This is a genomic window from Rhodobacter sp. P2_H5 (assembly GCF_056403335.1).
Window position 1 is genome coordinate 250,288 of sequence record NZ_JBFUFS010000002.1, and the last position, 19,942, is coordinate 270,229.

General features: G+C 64.3%; 19 protein-coding genes. 13 read left to right on the forward strand and 6 right to left on the reverse strand.

Annotated elements, in window-relative coordinates; genetic code table 11:
* Positions 1-124: 124 nt before the first annotated feature.
* The gene (locus AC1DVR_RS03355; protein ID WP_477999108.1) at positions 125-1,270 is read left to right on the forward strand and encodes an alpha/beta hydrolase family protein; all 1,146 of its coding nucleotides are present in this window, start codon (positions 125-127) and stop codon (positions 1,268-1,270) included.
* Here the strand turns inward: AC1DVR_RS03355 and AC1DVR_RS03360 are convergent.
* From AC1DVR_RS03360 to AC1DVR_RS03375, 4 genes are all read right to left on the reverse strand, one after another.
* Entirely contained in the window at positions 1,254-1,742 is a 489-nt protein-coding gene (locus AC1DVR_RS03360) for an ureidoglycolate lyase (RefSeq protein WP_477999109.1), read from the reverse strand. The genes AC1DVR_RS03355 and AC1DVR_RS03360 overlap by 17 nt on opposite strands.
* Before the next feature lie 294 nt (positions 1,743-2,036).
* Entirely contained in the window at positions 2,037-2,867 is an 831-nt protein-coding gene (locus AC1DVR_RS03365) for a bifunctional allantoicase/(S)-ureidoglycine aminohydrolase (protein WP_477999110.1), read from the reverse strand.
* Between the two features lie 13 nt (positions 2,868-2,880).
* The gene (puuE, locus tag AC1DVR_RS03370) at positions 2,881-4,296 is read right to left on the reverse strand and encodes an allantoinase PuuE (RefSeq protein WP_477999111.1); all 1,416 of its coding nucleotides are present in this window, start codon (positions 4,294-4,296) and stop codon (positions 2,881-2,883) included.
* Positions 4,297-4,436: 140 nt separating this feature from the next.
* Positions 4,437-5,135, reverse strand: coding sequence for an alpha/beta fold hydrolase (locus tag AC1DVR_RS03375; protein ID WP_477999112.1), 699 nt, complete (start codon positions 5,133-5,135; stop codon positions 4,437-4,439).
* Positions 5,136-5,402: 267 nt separating this feature from the next.
* On the opposite strand from AC1DVR_RS03375, the gene uraH reads away from it, so the two are divergent.
* A complete protein-coding gene (gene uraH, locus AC1DVR_RS03380; RefSeq protein ID WP_477999113.1) occupies positions 5,403-5,762 on the forward strand; it encodes a hydroxyisourate hydrolase in 360 nt (119 codons plus the stop codon).
* A 144-nt stretch (positions 5,763-5,906) separates the two neighbouring features.
* A complete protein-coding gene (locus AC1DVR_RS03385) occupies positions 5,907-7,535 on the forward strand; it encodes an alpha-glucosidase (RefSeq protein ID WP_477999114.1) in 1,629 nt (542 codons plus the stop codon).
* Positions 7,536-7,908: 373 nt separating this feature from the next.
* Here the strand turns inward: AC1DVR_RS03385 and efp are convergent, their stop codons facing one another.
* Positions 7,909-8,475 carry an elongation factor P gene (efp, locus tag AC1DVR_RS03390; RefSeq protein ID WP_477999115.1) on the reverse strand — a complete coding sequence of 189 codons (567 nt, stop codon included), beginning with the start codon at positions 8,473-8,475 and terminating at the stop codon, positions 7,909-7,911.
* A gap of 100 nt (positions 8,476-8,575) precedes the next feature.
* Between efp and epmA the strand changes: the two genes are divergently transcribed.
* From epmA to AC1DVR_RS03420, 6 genes are all read left to right on the forward strand, one after another.
* On the forward strand, positions 8,576-9,613 hold the full coding sequence (gene epmA / locus AC1DVR_RS03395; RefSeq protein WP_477999116.1) for an EF-P lysine aminoacylase EpmA: 1,038 nt from the start codon (positions 8,576-8,578) through the stop codon (positions 9,611-9,613).
* Between the two features lie 165 nt (positions 9,614-9,778).
* Positions 9,779-11,392: a peptide ABC transporter substrate-binding protein gene (locus tag AC1DVR_RS03400; protein WP_477999117.1), complete on the forward strand. Its 1,614-nt coding sequence runs from the start codon at positions 9,779-9,781 to the stop codon at positions 11,390-11,392.
* Between the two features lie 69 nt (positions 11,393-11,461).
* On the forward strand, positions 11,462-12,385 hold the full coding sequence (gene oppB, locus AC1DVR_RS03405) for an oligopeptide ABC transporter permease OppB (RefSeq protein ID WP_477999118.1): 924 nt from the start codon (positions 11,462-11,464) through the stop codon (positions 12,383-12,385).
* 22 nt (positions 12,386-12,407) lie between these two features.
* Positions 12,408-13,316, forward strand: a complete 909-nt coding sequence (locus AC1DVR_RS03410) for an ABC transporter permease subunit (protein ID WP_477999289.1) — start codon at positions 12,408-12,410, stop codon at positions 13,314-13,316.
* Position 13,317: 1 nt separating this feature from the next.
* Positions 13,318-14,286: an oligopeptide/dipeptide ABC transporter ATP-binding protein gene (locus AC1DVR_RS03415; protein ID WP_477999119.1), complete on the forward strand. Its 969-nt coding sequence runs from the start codon at positions 13,318-13,320 to the stop codon at positions 14,284-14,286.
* Complete coding sequence (locus AC1DVR_RS03420; protein ID WP_477999120.1) at positions 14,283-15,290, forward strand: ABC transporter ATP-binding protein; 1,008 nt, start codon at positions 14,283-14,285, stop codon at positions 15,288-15,290. Before AC1DVR_RS03415 ends, AC1DVR_RS03420 begins: the two co-directional genes overlap by 4 nt.
* A gap of 82 nt (positions 15,291-15,372) precedes the next feature.
* Here the strand turns inward: AC1DVR_RS03420 and AC1DVR_RS03425 are convergent, their stop codons facing one another.
* Entirely contained in the window at positions 15,373-16,239 is an 867-nt protein-coding gene (locus AC1DVR_RS03425; RefSeq protein ID WP_477999121.1) for a universal stress protein, read from the reverse strand.
* A gap of 234 nt (positions 16,240-16,473) precedes the next feature.
* On the opposite strand from AC1DVR_RS03425, the gene ccoN reads away from it, so the two are divergent.
* The 4 genes from ccoN to ccoP are packed head-to-tail and all read left to right on the forward strand — an operon-like array spanning position 16,474 to position 19,924.
* Positions 16,474-18,075 (forward strand): cytochrome-c oxidase, cbb3-type subunit I, encoded by a 1,602-nt coding sequence (ccoN, locus tag AC1DVR_RS03430; RefSeq protein WP_477999122.1) that lies wholly within the window; start codon positions 16,474-16,476, stop codon positions 18,073-18,075.
* A 13-nt stretch (positions 18,076-18,088) separates the two neighbouring features.
* A complete protein-coding gene (gene ccoO / locus AC1DVR_RS03435) occupies positions 18,089-18,817 on the forward strand; it encodes a cytochrome-c oxidase, cbb3-type subunit II (protein WP_477999123.1) in 729 nt (242 codons plus the stop codon).
* Between the two features lie 9 nt (positions 18,818-18,826).
* Positions 18,827-19,018 carry a cbb3-type cytochrome c oxidase subunit 3 gene (locus tag AC1DVR_RS03440; protein ID WP_477999124.1) on the forward strand — a complete coding sequence of 64 codons (192 nt, stop codon included), beginning with the start codon at positions 18,827-18,829 and terminating at the stop codon, positions 19,016-19,018.
* Positions 19,019-19,021: 3 nt separating this feature from the next.
* Entirely contained in the window at positions 19,022-19,924 is a 903-nt protein-coding gene (gene ccoP, locus AC1DVR_RS03445) for a cytochrome-c oxidase, cbb3-type subunit III (RefSeq protein WP_477999125.1), read from the forward strand.
* Positions 19,925-19,942: the final 18 nt, after the last annotated feature.

Here is a 19,942-nt window from a genome sequence, read left to right on the forward strand (position 1 = left end):
CTGCGGGGCCTGACCCTGCGGCAGATGGTTCTGAAAGGGGTGGCCTCGGGCCGCCCCTTTTGCATTTTACGGGCTGAATTCGGCGGACGCGCCCCCTAAGCTGCGCGGGAAGAGGGAGAAGCCCATGCCCAACCGCATCGATACGATCCGCCCGGACGCCCCGGAACTTGCCCGGCTCGGCCCCTGGCCTGTGGGCGTGAAGACGCTGGAGCTGGTGAACCCCGGCCAGCCCGATGTGATGGCCGCGATGGCGGGCCGCACGGCGCTGCAGGACCGAAAGCTGATGGTCGAACTCTGGTATCCGGCGCAGGCCGGCACCGAAGCGGGCGGCCGGTATCGGACCCTCTGCCGCGACGGGCGCACCGAGGTCACGCTCCTTGGCCGCGCCGCGCGCGAGGCTGCGGCAGCGGAGGGCGACTTCCCGCTGGTCATCCTGAGCCACGGCTTTCCCGGCAACCGGATGCTGATGAGCCATCTGGGGGAGAATCTGGCCTCCAAGGGCTATCGTGTGGCGAGTGTGGATCACCCGGAAAGCACCTACGGCGACCCCGCCTATCTGGCGGGCGCGGCCTTTGGCTCGACGCTGGTCAACCGCCCCCTCGACACCTTCCATGTGATGGAGGTTCTGGGCGGGGACCGGGTGGCGATTGTCGGCTATTCGATGGGCGGCTATGGAGCTTTGGTGTCGGGCGGGGCGGCGCTGTCAGAGGTGGCCCTGTCGATGGAGCGCGGTGGCGGGCCCTGGCTGGCGCGGCATCTGAAGGCCAAGGCCGACCCAAGGTTGAAGGCGATCGTGCCGATCGGCCCCTGGGGGCGGCAGCATGGGCTTTGGGATGCGGCGGGGATGGCGGGCCTGTCGGTGCCCGCGCTGATCCTGGCGGGCATTCTCGATGAAGTCTCGGGCTATGGGCCCGGCATGTGCCGGATCTTTGCCGAGGCGGTGGGGGTGGAGCGCCACCTTCTGACCTTTGAGGGCGCGGGCCACAATGCCGCCGCCCCCTATCCCGCGCCGGAGGAAAGCTATGCCGCGGTGCCCTGGCTCGACTTCATCCCCTTCGCCCATTACGCCGATGCGGTCTGGGATACGGTCCGGATGAACAACATCGCGGCGCATTTCATCACCGCCTTCCTCGACCTGCATCTGAAGGGCGAGGCCGGAAAGGCGCGGTTCCTGACGCCGGAGTTCGCAGGTTTTGCCCCCGGCTCAGCCCGCGGCCTGCGGCTGGAGCGGGCGATGGGCAGCATTGCCCATCCTACGGCCCCGCGATGACCGTGAAGGGCGCGGGGTAGCGGTATTCTTCCAGGTTGGGCGTGGGACCGATCCGGTCGACCACGGCGAAGAGGCCGGGTTCGGACAAGGGGGTCAGGACCCCATGCCAGGTGCCGCGGTGCAGGTTGATGCCCTGCGCCCCGTTGGTCAGGAAGGCGCGGGGGATCGACCCGGGGCCTTGTGCCACGATGACGAGGAACGGGTGCTCGGACATCGGCAGGAAAGCTTGCGAGCCGTCGGGGTGCCGCTCGATCAGATCGAAGCTATAGGGCAGCTGGCGCGGCACGGCCTTGAAGACCGAGATGCCGGTCCGGGCGCCGTCTCCCATCTCGAGGCCCGTGTCGATGCGGGCGCGGTCGTGGTGGCGCTGGCAGAGGCCGGCGTTGATCAGGCGAAAGTCGCCGGTGGCCTCCAGTACGTCGCCGAAGGGGGCGAATTCTGCGGCGGTGAGGGGTTCGGGGGTCAGGTCCATGGCGCGAGGGTGGCGGATTGTGGCGCCTGAGGCAAGAGGGTTTGCACGCGTGCAATGTTGGGTAACATATTGATACGTATGAGCTTCTGAAATTCTGTTAATGTGTTGTTAGGACCCTCTGCAAGGGGGGCGCCCCACCCCCGGCGGAGGAAGCGGGGGTTTCACACCCCCGCACCCCCGTGGAGTATTTCGGCAAAGCGCAAAGGGCAAAGGCGGTCGGGGGAAAGGTGCCCCCCACACGCGCCAGCGGCGCGTTCCGTAGGATGGGCAATGTGCCCATCTTCCCGGCGCGCCTTAGCGGCCCAGCACACCGCGCAGGCGGGCGTGGCGGTTCATGTCCTTGTAGAGCAAGTAGCGGAAGGGGCCGGGGCCCGCGGCGTAACAGGCCTGCGGGCAGAAGGCGCGCAGCCACATGAAATCGCCTGCCTCGACCTCGACCCAGTCGGAGTTCAGCTTGTAGACGGCTTTGCCTTCCAGGACATAGAGGCCATGTTCCATGACATGGGTCTCCTCGAAGGGGATCACGCCGCCGGGCTGGAAGGTCACGATATTGACCTGCATGTCGTGGCTGAGATTGTCGTTTGAGACAAAGCGTGTGGTGGCCCAGCGGCCCTCGGTGTCGGGCATTGGCGAGGGTTGGATCAGCTGTTCGTTGGTCACGAAAGCCTCGGGCACCGGCCAGCCGGGGGCGGGTTCGTAGAGCTTGCGAATCCAGTGCAGGCGGGCGGGCTTTTCACCGGTGTTGTTCAGGCTCCATGACAGGCCGGGCGGCAGGTAGGCATAGCCGCCGGGGGCGAGGCTATGGCTCGCGTCGGGAAGGGTCAGGGTGAGCGCGCCTTCGGTGACGAAAAGGACGCCTTCTACGCCGGGATCAGGCTCGGGCGTGGTGGAGCCGCCGTTCGGGGCCACTTCCAGGATGTATTGCGAGAAGGTCTCGGAAAAGCCGCTCATCGGCCTTGCGATGATCCAGGCGCGGGTGTCCTGCCAGCCGGGCAGGACCGAGGTGACGATGCCGGTCATCACGCCATGCGGGATCACCGCATAGGCCGTGGTGAAGATGGCGCGGCCGGTGTGCAGCTTGGTCTGCGGCGGCAGCCCGTCGAGCGGGGAGGCGTAGCTGGTCATGTGAGCAGGTCTTTCAGGGGAGCAGGTCTTTCAGGCGAAGCTCTGCGATGCGTTCGACTTGGGCGCAGGCGGTCTTGAACTCGGTCGGCGTGTCGTTGGACAGGCGGCTTTGGAAGGCGGCGAGGATCGAGGCCTTGGTGTTGTCGCGCACCGCTATGATGAAGGGGAAGCCGTGTTTGGCCATGTATTGCGCGTTGAGGTCCTGGAAGCTGGCGCGTTCCTCGTCCGTCAGAGCGTCCAGCGCGGCACTGGCCTGTTCGCTGGTGCTTTCCGGCGTCAGGCGCTTGGCGGCGGCAAGTTTGCCGGCGAGGTCGGGGTGGGCCTTCAGGACGCCAAGCTTTTCCTCGGGGGAGGCGGAGCGGAACATCCGGGTCAGGGCGTTGTGCAGGCCCGTGGCGCTGTCATGCGCCGGGCCGAGTTCAAGGTGCCAAGCGCGAGTGGCGATCCAGGGCGAATGTTCGAAAATGCCACCATAGGCGGCGGTGAAGCGGTCGAGGCTCATCTGAGAAGGCCGCTCGAACCTTTTGTGGGGATGGGTTTTTGCCCAATGCTCGGCAATCTCGATCCTGCGGGCGAACCAGACGTCCTGATGCATTTTGACATAGTCGAGGAAGCGCTTGAGCCCCGCGATCTTGCCCGGGCGGCCGATCAGCCGGCAATGCAGGCCGACCGAGAACATCTTGGGCGACCCGGCCTGACCCTCGGCATAAAGCGTGTCGAAGGTGTCGCGCAGATAGGTGAAGAACTGCTCGCCCTCGATATAGCCGGGGGCGGTGGCAAAGCGCATGTCGTTGGCCTCGAGCGTATAGGGGAGGATCAGCTGATCCCGCGCCCCAACCTCGCGCCAATAGGGCAGGTCGTCGTCATAGGTGTCGGAGATCCAGTCGAAGGCGCCGGTTTCGGCGGTCAGATCCACGGTGTTGACCGAGCAGCGCCCGGTGTACCAGCCGCGCGGCGGCTCTCCCACCACCTCGGTGTGCAGGCGGATCGATTCGGCGATCTGGCGGCGTTCTTCCTCGACGGCCATGTCGCGGTGATCGACCCATTTGAGACCGTGGGAGGCGATCTCCCACCCCGCCGCCTTCATCGCGGCCACCTGTTCGGGGTTGCGGGCGAGCGCGGTGGAGACGCCATAGATCGTGACGGGGATGCCCATGCCGGTAAACAGCCGGTGCAGGCGCCAGAAGCCGGCGCGGGCGCCGTAATCGTAGATCGATTCCATGTTCCAGTGCCGCTGCCCCGGCCAGGGCGCGGCGCCGGCGATGTCGGAAAGAAACGCCTCGGACTGGGCGTCGCCGTGCAGGATGTTGTTCTCGCCACCTTCCTCGTAGTTCAGGACCAGCGAGATGGCGACCTTGGCGCCGTGCGGCCAGGCGGCATCGGGGGGCGTCTGGCCGTAGCCTCGGAAATCGCGGGGGTAGCGTTGCATCTTCAACCTTACGTCTTCGGGCTCGGGTCTACCCTAAGGGGGATAGGGCCTGCCCGGTATCAAATAAAGCCGGAAAGTGCTGTTGGCGGAAGCCGGGCTGTGGCGGGCGCCGATTTGCGGCAGGAAGAGGCAGATTGCGCTTAGGCCGCGGTGCCGGGGGCCGGTCTGCGCCGGGCGCCGGCGCCGTGCAGCAGGCGCAGCAGGCGGCGGCGGTCGCCGTCGAGGCTAGCCGCGATCAGGCCGAGGTAGAGGCCCTTGGCCTTCAGGTGGCGGCCGAGGGTGGAATGGTCCTGATCGGCAAAGAACAGGTGGTCGACGTTGCTCTGGACGGGGAAGAGGGCGGCCTGGCGGGCATCATCCAGCAGCCCGTGCAGCAGGGTGACGCGGGGGGAGCGGGGCAGGGGGGCGGTCAGGTCGGCGGGCAGCAAGGCGGTCCATTCGCGCCAGCGCGGCTCCCATGGCGCGGCGGGCAGGTATTGCGGCGAGATGGCCAGCACGGCGGTCAGCGGCAGCGCCTCGGCAGCGCAGAGGGCCATGAAGGCGCCCATCGAGGTGCCGATGGCGAGGATGCGGGTGATGGGCTGGCGGGCGCGGATCGTGGCGATGGCGGCGCTGAGCGCCTTGGCAAAGCCCGGCGCGCTGGCCCAGCTCCGGGTCGCATCCTGGACGAACAGGGCGGGGCGGCCTCCGGCGGTGGCGGCGCGGACGAACTCGGGCGAGGGGGCGCGGGCCGCGTCATGGCCGATCGAGGCGAAGGAGATCACCAGATCGGCGGCGGTGCCGGGCAGGTGCAGGATCGTCCAGGGGGCCTGGCTGGCGAGCGGTTCGAAGGCGAGCATCGGTGCGGCGGTCCTTGGGCGGTCTGTCGGGCAGGGTGTGGGGCGGCCCCCTGAGGCAAGGTGGTCGCGGCAGGCGGGTTCTGCAACCGCAAAGGGCGGGTTTTACGGATCTTCCCTGCCATCGCGTCGCGGGGCGTACTTGCGGGGGCGTTGCATTCCGCCCACGCGGCCTGCAGGCTGGGTCGGACCAGCATGGCCCCGGCTGGCGCCGGGGCAGGCGGGCCGCAGGACGACGTTGGCGGAACGACAGGGCGAAGGGAGACGGATATGGCGGATGGATGGCTTTCGACACATGTGCTCGACACGGCGCGCGGCAGGCCTGCGGCGGGGATAGGGGTCACGCTCTATCGCATCATGGGCGCGGAGCGCAGCCAGATCGCCGCGGCGGTGACCAATGCCGATGGCCGCACCGATGCGCCGCTGCTGGCAGGGGCGGACTACCGCGCGGGTCTTTATGAGCTGGTCTTCTCTGCCGGGGCTTATCTGCGCGCCACCGGGCAGGCCTCGGGCGCGGTGCTGTTTCTCGACGAGATTCCGATCCGCTTTGGCATCGACGACCCTGGCGCGCATTACCATGTGCCTTTGTTGCTCTCGGCCTTCGGCTATTCCACCTATCGCGGCAGCTGAGCCGATCCGCCTTCCGGCGCGGCATTGGCGGGCGGCAGGGGGCGACATCGCCCGAAGCGGCCCGGCCCGCAACCAAAAGCGCTTTCAACCCGGCATGACCTGCCCCTATGGTAAAGCCAGAATCGCAGAAATCAGAGGTCGGGAATGCGGGAATGGTGGCGTGGGGCGGTGACCTATCAGGTTTATCCGCGGTCGTTTCAGGATGACAACGGCGACGGGATCGGAGACCTGAAGGGGATCACCAGACGGCTGAGCCATATTGCCGATCTGGGCTGCGACGCGGTCTGGCTCTCGCCCATCTTCACCTCGCCGATGCTCGACATGGGCTATGACGTGTCGAACTACACCGATGTCGATCCGGTCTTCGGCACGCTGGCAGATTTCGACGCGCTGCTGACCCATGCCCATGACCTGGGGCTGAAGGTGATCGTCGACCAGGTGCTGAACCATTGTTCGGACAAGCACCCGTTCTTTGCCGAAAGCCGCAAGGACCGGACCAATCCCAAGGCGGACTGGTTCATCTGGGTTGACCCGAGGCCCGATGGCACGCCGCCCAACAACTGGCTTTCGGTCTTCGGTGGCCAGGCCTGGACCTGGGATGCGCGGCGCAAGCAATATTACATGCACAGCTTCCTGCCCCAGCAGCCCGACTTCAATTACCGCAACCCGGAAGTGGTGGCGTACATGGAAAGCGTGCTGCGCTTCTGGCTCGACCGGGGGTTGGACGGGTTCCGCTTCGACACGGTGAACTACTTCTACAAGGACGCGCTGCTGCGTCACGACGCCGCCGATTACCGGGTGAAGGAAGAGGCCGAGGGCAATCCCTACGGCATGCAGTACCATCTCTTCTCCAAGAACCAGCCGGAGAACCTGCTCTGGATGGAACGGATCCGCCGCGTGATGGACGAATACCCCGGCACGGCGACGGTGGGCGAGATGGGCGAAAGCCACCATGCCATCGCGATGATGGGCCAGTACACGGCGCCGGGCCGGCTGCATCAGTGCTATTCCTTCGAGATGATGGGCTACGATTACTCCGCCGCCTTCTTCCGGACCCGGATTTCCGATTTCTTCACCGGGGCGCCGAATGGCTGGCCGATGTGGGCCTTTTCCAACCATGACGTGGTGCGGCAAGCCTCGCGCTGGGCGAAACATGGCATCAGCCAGGATGCCCTGGCCAAGCAGGCAGGGTCGCTTCTGTTGTCCTTCCAGGGCTCGATCTGCCTCTGGCAGGGCGAGGAGATCGGCCAGACCGATACCCAGCTCGATCTGGAGGAGCTGACCGATCCGCAGGGCATCAACTTCTGGCCGGAGCCGATCGGCCGCGACAACACCCGCACGCCGATGGTCTGGGACGCCTCGGCCAATGGCGGTTTCACCACGGGCAAGCCCTGGTTGCCGGTGAAAGCGCCGCAACTGGCGCGCAACGTGGCAAGCCAGAGCGGCGTTGCGGGCTCGGTCTTGGAACAGTACCGCGCGATGCTGCACTACCGCAAAACCTCCAAACCGCTGGTCGAGGGGCGGACGGTCTTCCTGCACCTGCCCGAACCGATCCTGGCCTTCACGCGCGAGATCGAGGGCGAGGCGCTGCTCTGCGTCTTCAACCTCTCGCCGGAGTTCCAGTACCTGACGCTGGACGGTGCCGGCGCGCCGGAACCCGTTTCCCTTGGCACCACACTGGAGGGCCGAGCCCTGACCCTGGCCCCCAATGCCGCGGCCTTCCTGCCGGTAACAGGGGCGATCCATCTGGCCATCGAGGCGCCCAAGGCCTGACCGGTCTCCCTCCCCGACGGCGGGGGGCTGTCTGCCCCCCGGGCCCCCCGAGAGTATTGCGACAGAGGGCAAAGGGGGCGCGGTAACGCTTCCTTAACCAGTATGTGCGACGCTGAGACTCCGTACAGGGAGGAGTCCCGTTGGCGGCAGAGCGCAAGTCGCCTCGGCTGGGTGTGAAGCTCTCACATGGGTGTAAGAACCCCCCGGGCCGAGGCGCACTTTGCCCTTTATCCTTTGCGATCTGGCCAAATACTCCGGGGTCCGGGGCTGGCCCCGGCGGGTTCAACCCTTGCGCCGTTCGGCATCCATCCCGTGGAAACACAAAAGCCGGGGGCTCGATGCCCCCGGCTTTTGTTTCCTGCTGCAATGCCGATCAGTCCTTGGCGCGTTCCTGATAGCTCAGGTCGTCGGTGTTGATGATGATCCGGGTGCCGGCGCCGATGTGCGGCGGGACCAGGACACGCAGGCCGTTGGTGCAGATCGCGGGCTTGTAGGAGGAGGAGGCGGTCTGGCCCTTGGTCACCGGTTCGGTCTCGGCAATCTCGACCACGGCCTTCTGCGGCAGGGTGATCGCGATGGCGACACCTTCGAAGGTCTGGACATAGGCTTTGACACCTTCGCCCAGGAAGACCTTGCTGTCGCCCACCACATCGGCCGAGACGGTGATCTGGTCGTAGCTGATCGGTTCCATGAAGTGGAAGCCCTCGCCGTCCTCATAGAGGTAATCGTATTCGCGTTCGTCCACCGTGGCCTTTTCGACCATCTCGGTCGTGCGCCAGCGTTCCGCAACCTTCACGCCATCCGAGATTCGGCGCATGTCCACGCTCGTGGTCGGCGTGCCCTTGCCGGGGTGGAAGTTTTCCGATTTCAGGACGACGTAGAGCTTGTTGTCCAACTCGACGATATTGCCCTTGCGGAGCGAGGAGGCGATGACCTTCATGTGACGGATTCCTTGTTTCCAGAGGCCCCGGTCGCTAAGGAGAGGCCGTATCGGCGCAGCCTTTACCCCAAACCTTCGGAAATCGCCAGAGAGAAGCCGCATGACCCAGAACCCGTGGTGGCAGCGTCACCGCCATGCCGACCGCCGCCCCGCGCTTCTGGCCCGCAGCCGCATCCAGACCGGGCTGCGCCAATGGTTCGCCGCCCGCGATTTCCTCGAGGTCGATCCCGCCGCCCTGCAGGTCAGCCCCGGCAACGAGGCGCATCTGCATGGCTTTGCCACCAGCGTCATCGGCAATGACGGCGAAGCGCGGCAGATGTATCTGCACACCTCGCCCGAATTCGCGATGAAGAAGCTTCTGGCGGCGGGGGAGGAGCGGATCTTTGCCCTCACCCATGTCTGGCGCAACCGCGAGCGCGGGGTGCGGCATTCGCCGGAATTCACCATGCTGGAATGGTACCGTGTGGGCGAGGATTACACGGTCCTGATGGCGGACTGCATTGCGCTGATGCAGATGGCCTGCGCTCAGGCGGGCACCCGGACCCTCGTGCATGGCGAACGTGTCTGCGATCCCTTTGCCGAACCTGAGCGTTTGGGCGTGGTCGAGGCTTTGGCGCGCTATGCCGGGGTGGATCTCCTGGCCTCGATCCTGCCGGATGGCAGCACCGTGGTGGAACCTCTGGCGCGGCAGGTGGCGGCGCTGGGGCTCAGGGTGGCAGACACGGACACCTGGTCGGACCTCCTCTCGGCGGTTCTCGTCACAAAAGTCGAGCCGCATCTGGGGCTTGGTCGTCCGACCATCCTTGACCGTTACCCTGCGGCCGAGGCGGCGCTGGCGCGGCGCACGCCCGATGACCCGCGTCTGGCCGAGCGGTTCGAGCTTTATGCCTGCGGGGTCGAGCTTGCCAATGGGTTTGGTGAACTGACCAACCCTGAGGAGCAGCGTCGCCGTTTCATGGCGGAAATGGACGAAAAAGAGCGGGTCTATGGCGAGCGTTACCCGCTGGACGAGGATTTTCTGGCAGCCCTGGCCTTCATGCCGGCCGCCTCGGGCATCGCGCTCGGCTTTGACCGGCTGGCGATGCTCGCCACCCATGCGCCGCGCCTCGATGATGTGATCTGGACCCCGGTCGCGTGACGCTTTCGTAACGGGCGGCCTTACAAAATGACCGGCACTTTCGGCATTTTGCCAGTTTGGGCGCCACGTCACCTGCCAACAATCTGCTTGCCTATCGGGCGGCACAACCTAGGCTTTAGCGCAAAGGCGGCGTCCGACCGCCTTGGTCCAATCGGGAGTCCCCTCATGAAATCCAAACTGCTTCTGTCCACCGTCTTGACGCTGGCGGCTCTGCCCGCTTTCGCCGACAAGAACCCCCGCACCGGGGAAGAGCTGGCCGACAATCAGGCCTATACCTACCGGATGCTCGACAGCGTGAAATCGCTGGACCCGCAGCTGATTTCCTCGGTCGAGGACAGCGACGTGGCGCGTGGCCTGTTCGAAGGCCTGTATAACGAGGACGGCGACGGCAACCTCGTCCCGGCGGGTGCCCTGTCCTACACTGTGTCGGATGACAAGCTGACCTATACGTTCAAGCTGCGCCCCGAATCGAAATGGTCGGATGGCACGCCGGTCACCGCCGCCGACTACGTTTACGGCTGGCAGCGGCTGGTCGACCCGGCGCTCGCCTCGGAATATGCCTATTATCTGGAACTCGCCCAGGTGAAGAACGCCGCCGATATCACCGCCGGCAAGAAGCCCGCCTCTGAGCTGGGCATCAAGGCGATTGACGACCACACGCTGGAAGTCTCGCTCGACAACCCGATTCCCTATTTCACCAAGATGCTGACCAACTCGGCCACTTTCCCGGCGCCCAAGGCCGCGATCGAGAAATTCGGCGCGGATTGGACCAAGAAAGACAATATCGTCACCAATGGTGCCTATCTTCTGACCGATTTCGTCGATGGCGAAAAATATGTCGAGACGAAGAACCCGAACTACTGGGATGCGGCCAATGTGATCATGTCGCCGATCACCGCCCTGGTGATCAATGACGAAGACGCCGCCCTGACCCGTTACCAGGCGGGCGAGCTGGACCGCACCGACGTGCCCGCTGGCCAGTATCCGCGCCTGAAAGAGGCTTTCCCGACCGAAGCGCGTTCGACCCCCTACGCCTGCGCCTATGATTACATCATCAACATGGCCGAGGGCAAAGGCAACGAGGCCTTGAAGGATGTCCGCGTCCGCAAGGCTTTGTCCTATGCGGTGGACCGTGACGTGATCGTCAACAACATCCTGCAGGGCGGCCAGACGGCGGCCTATTCCTGGACCCCGCCGGCGATCAACGGCTATGTCATGCCCGACATCGACTATTCGCACTGGACGCAAGCCGAGCGCAACGAGAAGGCCAAGGCACTGCTGGCCGAAGCGGGCTATGGCCCGGATCATCCGCTGGTCCTGACGCTGAACTACAACACCTCGGAAGCGCACAAGAAGATCGCCGTGGCCGTGCAGCAGATGTGGAAGCAGACGCTGGGCGTGCAGCTGACGCCGAACAACTACGAATGGAAAGTCCACACCGACAAGCTGATCGCCGGCGACTTCGAGATGGCCCGCTATGCCTGGTGCGCCGACTACAACGAGGCTTCGACCTTCCTTGACCTCTACACCGGCTATTCGACCAACAACGACGGCAAGTATGAAAACCCGGCCTATGACACCCTGATGAAGGATGCCAAGGGCATGGCCGACCCTTCGGCCAATTACACCAAAGCCGAAGAGCTTCTGGCCGCCGACATGCCGATCATCCCGATCTATCACTATGCCAAGGTCGATATGGTCCGCCCGGACATCAAGGGCCTGCCGATGCATGACGCGATGCAGTTCTGGTACTCGAAAGACCTGTACCGCACGAAGTAATCTTCCCTCGGGCAGGGCAGGGGGGGCCGCAGGCGCGGCCTCCCCTGCTGCCCTTTTGGCATGTGACCCATGATCTCTTTCATCTTCAAGCGGCTTCTGGTCGCGATCCCGACGCTATTGCTGCTGATCGTCATCTCGTTTCTGATGATGCATGCGGCACCCGGCGGGCCCTTCACCCAGGAAAAGCAGCTTCCCGCCGCGGTTCTGGCCAATCTCAACGCCAAATACGGGCTGGATCAGCCGATCTGGGTGCAGATGGCGCGCTATGTCTGGGGGATCGTCGCGCATTTCGACTTTGGCCCCTCGTTTGTCTACAAGGACCGCACGGTGAACGAGATCATCGCGCAGGGCTTTCCGGTGACCTTGAGCTACGGCATCTGGGCCTTTGTGCTGGCCGTCAGCGTCGGCATCACGCTGGGGGTTCTGGCGGCGGTGTTCCAGAACTCCTGGCTCGACCATCTGGCGGTGGGGATTTCGATCGGGGCGCAGGTGCTCCCGAACTTCGTGATGGCGCCGATTCTGGTGCTGATCTTTACTTTGTGGCTTGGCTGGCTGCCCGGGGGCGGCTGGGATGGCGGCGACTGGAAGCATCAGGTTCTGCCGGTGATCGCGATGGCCACGGCCTATATGGCGTCCATCGCGCGGATCACCCGGTCCTCGATGCTGGAGGTGTTGAGCCTGAACCACATCCGCACGGCCCGCGCCAAGGGTCTGCCGACCTCGAAGGTCATCCTGCGCCATGCGCTGAAGCCAGCGCTGATTCCGGTGCTGAGCTATCTGGGGCCGACCTTCGTGTCGATGATCACCGGGTCGGTCGTGATCGACATGTTCTTTTCGACCGGCGGGATCGGCAAGTTCTTTGTCGATGCGGCCCTGAACCGGGACTATGCCCTGATGATGGGGGTGACGCTGCTGGTCGGCGTCCTGACCATCCTCTTCAACCTTATCGTCGATGTGCTTTACGCATGGGTCGACCCCAAGATCCGGTTCTGACATGGTGCTTTCCCCAATCGACATGACCGCGCTGGCCAAACGGCTGGCGCAGCTGGACGAGGTCAAGGGCCGCTCGCTCTGGGCCGATGCAAGGGTGCGCTTCATGCGCAACAAGGCGGCGGTGGCGGGGGTGGTTCTGCTGGCGCTTTGCGTGGCTTTCGCAGCTTTCGGGCAGCTGATCTCGCCCTATACCTATGATTACATCGACTTCACCATCATGGGCCATGCCGCCGAACAGGGCGCGCCGAGCTGGGCCAAGGGCTATTACTTTGGCGTCGATGACCAAGGGCGCGATCTGTTTGCGCGCACCGCGATGGGCACGCGGATCTCGCTTTATGTGGGCATCCTCGGCACGGCGATTTCAGTTCTGGTCGGCACGCTGTATGGCGCGGTGTCGGGCTATGTCGGCGGGCGGACCGATGGGGTGATGATGCGGATCGTCGATATCCTGCTCGCCATCCCCTTCATGTTCGTGGTGATCCTGCTTCTGGTGATGTTCGGCAAATCGCTGGCGGTGCTGCTGATCGGCATCGGTTTCCTGTCCTGGCCTGCCATGGCCCGCATCGTGCGCGGCCAGACGTTGACCCTTAAATCGCGCGAGTTCATCGAGGCGGCGCAGGCGACCGGGGTTTCGACTCCGCGTATCATCCTGCGCCATATCGTGCCGAACCTGCTGGGCATCGTGGTGGTCTATGCGACACTTCTGGTGCCCGACATCATCCTGACCGAGAGCTTCATCTCCTTCCTTGGGCTTGGGGTGCAGGAACCGCAAACCTCGCTGGGGGAGCTGATCTCGGAAGGGGCCAAGACGATCCGCTACGGCACGCTCTGGCAGCTGGGATTCCCGATGCTTTTCTTCATCATGACCATGTTCGCCTTCTACTTCGTCGGCGACGGGTTGCGTGATGCGCTTGACCCGAAGGACCGCTGATATGGCCATGTTGGAAGTTGCAAACCTCGGCGTGTCTTTCGCCACGCCGGATGGCACGGTGAACGCGGTCAATGGCATCAGCTTTGCCTTGGAAAAGGGCCAGACGCTGGGGATCGTCGGTGAAAGCGGCTCGGGCAAGAGCCAGCTTGCCTTTGCGATCATGGGGCTTCTGGCCAAAAACGGCACCGCGCGCGGTTCGGCCAGATTCAACGGGACCGAGCTGATCGGCTCTCCCCTCTCCACGCTGAACAAGATCCGCGCCAACCATATCGCGATGGTGTTTCAGGACCCGATGACCTCGCTCAACCCCTATATGCGGGTCAGCGACCAGATGGCGGAGGTGCTGATCCACCACAAGGGCATGAGCAAGGAGGCCGCCGTGGCCGAGGCCGCGCGGATGCTGGATGCGGTCAAGATCCCCGATGCGCGGGGGCGGATCCGGCTTTATCCGCACGAGTTTTCCGGCGGCATGCGCCAGCGTGTGATGATCGCGATGAGCCTGTTGTGCCAGCCCGAGCTTCTGATCGCGGATGAACCGACTACGGCCTTGGACGTGACGGTGCAGGCGCAGATCATGGCGCTTCTGGGCGATCTGCAGCGCGATTTCGGGATGGCGACGATCCTGATCACCCATGACCTTGGGGTGATTGCGGGATTTTGCCGTGAGGTGATCGTGATGTATGGTGGGCAGGTGATGGAACAATCGCCGGTCGATCCCTTCTTCGATGCGCCGAGCCATCCCTATTCGCGGGGCCTTTTGCACGCCCTGCCAAGGGTGGATCAGGAGGAGGGCGAGTTGTCCGCCATCCCCGGCAGCCCGCCCAACATGACCCGGGCGCCCAAGGGCTGCCCCTTCGCGCCGCGCTGTGCCTATGTGATCGCGGAATGCCATGAGAGGCTCTCCCCCCTGACCGAGTTCGCACCCGGTCGCAAACGTGCCTGCAACCGCCCGGTGGAGGAACTGGTATGACCCCGCTGATCGAAGCCCGCGACGTCTCGGTCACTTTCACCATCCGGCGCGAGGGCGACATGCCCTGGACCGCGCCGCGCCGACTGCAGGCGGTCAAGGATGTGAGCTTTTCGTTGCAACCGGGGGAAACCCTTGGCATCGTGGGCGAAAGCGGCTCGGGCAAGTCCACGCTGGCCCGCGCCTTGATCCGGATGCTGCCGGCCACGGGCAAGGTGTTGTGGCAGGGCGGCACCGATCTGCTGACGCTGAACCGCCACCAGATGCTGGCGCATCGCGCGGCGATCCAGATGGTGTTTCAGGACCCCTTCGCCAGCCTCAACCCGCGGATGACCGTGGGCCAGATCGTGGCGGAGCCCTTGCGGACCCATTACCCGAACCTGCCGGCGGAAGAGGTGAAGGCGCGGGTGCAGCTGATGATGGACCGGGTGGGCCTTTTGCCCAACCAGATCAACCGCTATCCGCACGAGTTTTCTGGCGGGCAATGCCAGCGTATCGGCATCGCAAGGGCGCTGATCGTGGAGCCGAAGCTTCTGATCTGTGACGAGCCGGTCTCGGCCCTCGACGTCTCCATTCAGGCGCAGGTGATCAACCTTCTGGCCAGTTTGCGGCGCGAATTGGGGCTGGCGATGATCTTCATCGCGCATGACCTTTCGGTGGTCAAACATATCTCGGACCGGGTGATGGTGATGTATCTGGGCCGGGTGATGGAGGATGCGCCGAAGCGCAGCCTGTTCGCCGCCCCGCAGCATCCCTATACGCAGGCGCTGCTTTCCGCGGTGCCGATCCCGAACCCGGCGGCAGAGCGCGCCAAGAAGATGATCACGCTCGAAGGCGATCTGCCCTCGCCGATGAACCCGCCTTCGGGTTGCGTGTTCCGCACGCGTTGCCCCAAGGCGCAGGCGATCTGTGCCGCCGAACTGCCGCCGCTTCTGGGCGGTGAGGCGGCGGTGGCCTGCCACTTCCCGGGACCGGTGCTGGCAGCGACCGAATCTGCGGCCGAATAAAGAAAGGCGCGGGGACCTCCTTCCCCGCGCCTTGCCCCGCTTTTGCCCCTCCGGCACTCTGTCCGGTTTCTGCGCGACGCGCTCAATGCGCCATCAGCACCGGGATCGCGGCGGATTCCAATGCGGCGCGGGTTGCCCCGCCCAGCACGGCCTCACGCAAGCGGGAATGGCCATAGGCGCCCATCACCATCAGATCGCAGCCCTCTTCCAGCGCGTGGCGGGCCAGAATCTCCGACACTTTCGGCTGGGTCTTGGCCAGCACCGAGACCTGCGCCTTGATGCCGTGCCGGACGAGGTATTGGCACAGCACGCCACCCGGATCCGAGCGTTCCGGCCCGCGGGTTGGCGGGTCGACCACGGTCACATCGACCAGATCGGCCTGTTTCAGAAGCGGCAGGGATTGCTTGACGGCGGCCAGCGCCTCGGAGCTTTGGTTCCAGGCCAAGAGCACGCGGCGCGGCGTGGCCATCTTCTTCATCAACTCGAATTGGCCGACATAGCTTTCCGGCACGATCAGCACCGGGGCGCGACCGTCGAAGAGGGCGGCCTCGACCACGGCTTCGGCCTCATAGCCTTTGCCGGCGCCATAGGGGCGCGATTGCACCACCAGATCGGCGAAGCTCGCCGCATTGCCGACCACGGCGGTCAGGCTGCCCATCTCGGCCACGGCGGCTTCAAGGCTGAAGCGCAGGGCGGGATCGACCTCGGCCAGGGCCCGGTTGGCGGCGGCGGCGACGGCATGGGCGTCGGCCTCGGCGCGTTCCAGGGCAAATTCGGTCATCACCGCGCCGGCCCCGATATAGGAATAGCCCAGCTGCACCTGATCAATGCCAAGTGCCAGAATCTCCAGATGTGCATCAAAGCCCAGAGCCATGGCAGCCGCCGCCGAGATCGAGGCTTCTGCCGTGGCGGGGTTCGTGACGACCGTCAGGATGGATTTATAGCTCATCTTCACCTCCGCAATGCGATGTCCGGACATGCTGACAGGACAATTGCGCGGGCGCATTGACACGGATCATGCCGATGATCACGCGCAGTTGATATGGATCAAGGCGAGTTTCCGCCGCACCTGCAAAACCAGACCCAGTCAGGAGCCTTCTGCGCCGCGGCCTGAATCATCGGAGCGAGATCTCCGAACGATCCATCCGCGCGACCGGGGGCCAAGGGACGAAGGGACAGGAACATGTGGGACTACGCGAAATTGATCGTGCTGGCCGTGGTGGGGCTTCTGGCCGCCATCGCCGCCAACTACGCGCATGATCTTCCCTATATGGTCAACGCCATAGAGGTGGCTGTCGCAGCGGCGATTGCCTTCATCTATGTCTTGAGCCAGGTGGGTGAAGACAAGTCGGTCAACCTCAACGAATATCAGGATGGGGTGATCCGCGCAGGGGTGATTGCGACCTCTTTCTGGGGCGTCGTGGGCTTTCTGGTGGGCGTGGTCATCGCCTTCCAGCTGGCCTTTCCGTCGCTCAATCTGGGCAATGTGACCGAGGGCGTGCTGAACTTTGGCCGGCTGCGGCCGCTGCACACTTCGGCGGTGATCTTTGCCTTTGGCGGCAACGCCCTGATCATGAGCGCCTTTTACGTCGTGCAGCGCACTTCGGCGGCGCGGCTCTGGGGCGGCAACCTCGGCTGGTTCGTCTTCTGGGGCTGGCAGCTGATGATCGTGCTGGCGGCGTCGTCCTATATTCTGGGCGGCACGCAGGGCAAGGAATATGCCGAGACGGTCTGGTATATCGACCTCTGGATCACCGTGGTCTGGGTCGCGTTCCTGGCGGTCTTTGTGGGCACTCTGGTCAAGCGCCGCGAGCCGCATATCTATGTGGCCAACTGGTTCTACCTTGCGATGATCCTGACGGTGGCGATGCTCCACCTCGTCAACAACGCCGCGATCCCGATCTCGATCCTGAGCTCCGTCTCGGTGCCGGTCTATTCGGGCGTGCAGGATGCCATGGTGCAATGGTGGTACGGCCACAATGCCGTGGGCTTCTTCCTGACCGCGGGCTTTCTGGGCATGATGTACTACTTCGTGCCGAAGCAAGTGGAGCGTCCGGTCTACAGCTACAAGCTGTCGATCATCCACTTCTGGGCGCTGATCTTCCTTTATATCTGGGCCGGTCCGCACCACCTGCACTATACCGCGCTGCCCGACTGGGCCTCGACCCTGGGCATGGTCTTCTCGATCATGCTGTGGATGCCCTCCTGGGGTGGCATGATCAACGGGCTGATGACGCTGTCGGGCGCCTGGGACAAGCTGCGCACCGATCCGGTGGTCCGCATGATGGTGATCGCCATCGGCTTCTACGGGATGAGCACCTTCGAAGGCCCGGTCATGTCGATCAAGGCGGTCAACTCCTTGAGCCACTATACCGACTGGACCATCGGCCATGTCCATTCTGGCGCGCTGGGGTGGAACGGGATGATCACCTTCTCGGTCCTCTACTTCCTGACGCCGCGTCTGTGGAACCGCGAGGGGCTGTACAGCCTGAAGCTGGTCTCCTGGCACTTCTGGCTCGCCACCATCGGGATCGTGCTTTACGCGGCTTCGATGTGGGTTTCGGGGATCATGGAAGGCCTGATGTGGCGCGAGGTCGATGCGAACGGCTTCCTTGTGAACGCTTTCGCCGACACCGTCTCCGCCAAGTTCCCGATGTATGTGGTGCGTGGTCTGGGCGGGGCGATGTTCCTGACCGGGGCGCTGATCATGGTCTACAATCTTTGGATGACGGTGAAAGCGCAGCCTGCCCGGGCCGCTGCCTACGCCGGCGTTCCGGCTGAATAAGGGGGCGCGGAACATGTCTTTTCTCGACAAACACAAGATCATCGAAAAGAACGCCACACTGCTTCTGGTGCTGAGCTTTCTGGTCGTGACCATCGGCGGCCTGGTGCAGATCGTGCCGCTGTTCTACCTGCAGAACACGATCGAGAAGGTGCAGGGCATGCGGCCCTACACCCCTCTGGAACTGGCGGGGCGTGACATCTATGTCCGCGAGGGCTGCTATGTCTGCCACAGCCAGATGATCCGCCCGATGCGGGACGAGGTCGAACGTTATGGCCATTACTCGCTGGCGGCGGAGTCGATGTATGACCATCCGTTCCAGTGGGGGTCCAAGCGCACCGGGCCGGACCTGGCGCGGGTGGGCGGCAAATACTCCAACTCCTGGCATGTCGATCACCTGAGCAATCCCGAAGCCATCGTGCCGGAATCGGTGATGCCGAAATACGCCTTCCTGTCCACGACGCCGATCAGCGCCGAGTTCATGTCGGGCGAGATGAAGACCCACCGCATGGTCGGCGTGCCTTACACGGATGACGAGATCGCCAATGCCAAGGCCGATTTCGCGGCGCAAGCCAACCCGGATGGCGACAGCAGCGGCCTCATCTCGCGCTATGGCAACAAGGTGACGGTGGCCAATTTCGACGGCCAGGCCGATCTGACCGAGATGGATGCGCTGGTGGCCTATCTGCAAGTGCTGGGCACGCTGGTCGACTTCTCGACCTTCACGCCTGATGCGTCGCGCTAGGGGGGGATCATGGAAAAGTATTCCTTCCTGCGCGAAGTGGCCGACAGCTGGGCGCTTCTGGTGCTGACGCTGATCTTTGTGGGAGTCGGGCTTTGGGCCTTCCGCCCGGGCAGCAAGCTGATCCACCAGGACGCAGCCAATGTGATCTTCAAGCATGACAAGAAACCCGGGCCACTTCCCGGACCTTCGAAGGAGGGCTGAGCGATGTGTGCCAAGCCAATCAAGGAAGACCCCAAGGCCAAGGTCGGCACCACCGGCCACAGCTGGGACGGGATCGAAGAGCTGAACAATCCCCTGCCGCGCTGGTGGGTCTGGGTCTTCTACCTCTGCATCATCTTCTCGCTGGGCTACACCGTGATGTATCCGGCCTGGCCGCTGATCCATGGCGCAACGCCGGGGATCCTCGGCGCCTCGACCCGGGCGGATGTGGCGGTGGATATCAAACGCTTTGACGACGCCAATGCGCCGATCAAGGCCAAGCTGGTGGCCGCTGACCTCAATGCGATCGAGGGCGACGAGAACCTCAAGGCCTATGCGCTGGAGGCCGGCAAGTCGATCTTCCTCAACAACTGCGCGCCCTGTCACGGGGCGGGGGCGGCAGGTGTTCAGGGCAAGGGCTATCCTAACCTTCTGGACAACGACTGGCTCTGGGGCGGTACGCTGGATGCGATCCACACCACGGTGACGCACGGCATCCGCAACACGGTCGACCCCGATGCGCGGCTGTCGCAGATGCCGAGCTTCGGCAAGGACGGGATCCTGACGCCGGAGCAGATCGGCGATGTGGTGGAACATGTCCTGCAGATCTCGGGCCAGGACCATGACGCCGCCAAGGCCGAGGCCGGAAAGCAGGTCTTTGCCGACAATTGCGCCGCCTGCCATGGCGACGACGGCAAGGGCAACCGCGACCTGGGCGCCCCCAACCTGACCGACGCCATCTGGCTTTATGGCGGCGACCGGGCGACCATCACCTATACCGTGACCAATGCGCGCTTTGGCGTCATGCCGACCTGGGGCTTTGCCCCGCCCGGTGGCACGCCGCGCCTGACCGAAGACCAGATCCGTTCCGTCGCCGTCTATGTGCACAGCCTTGGCGGTGGCGAGTAACGCAAAGTGATGTCGTCC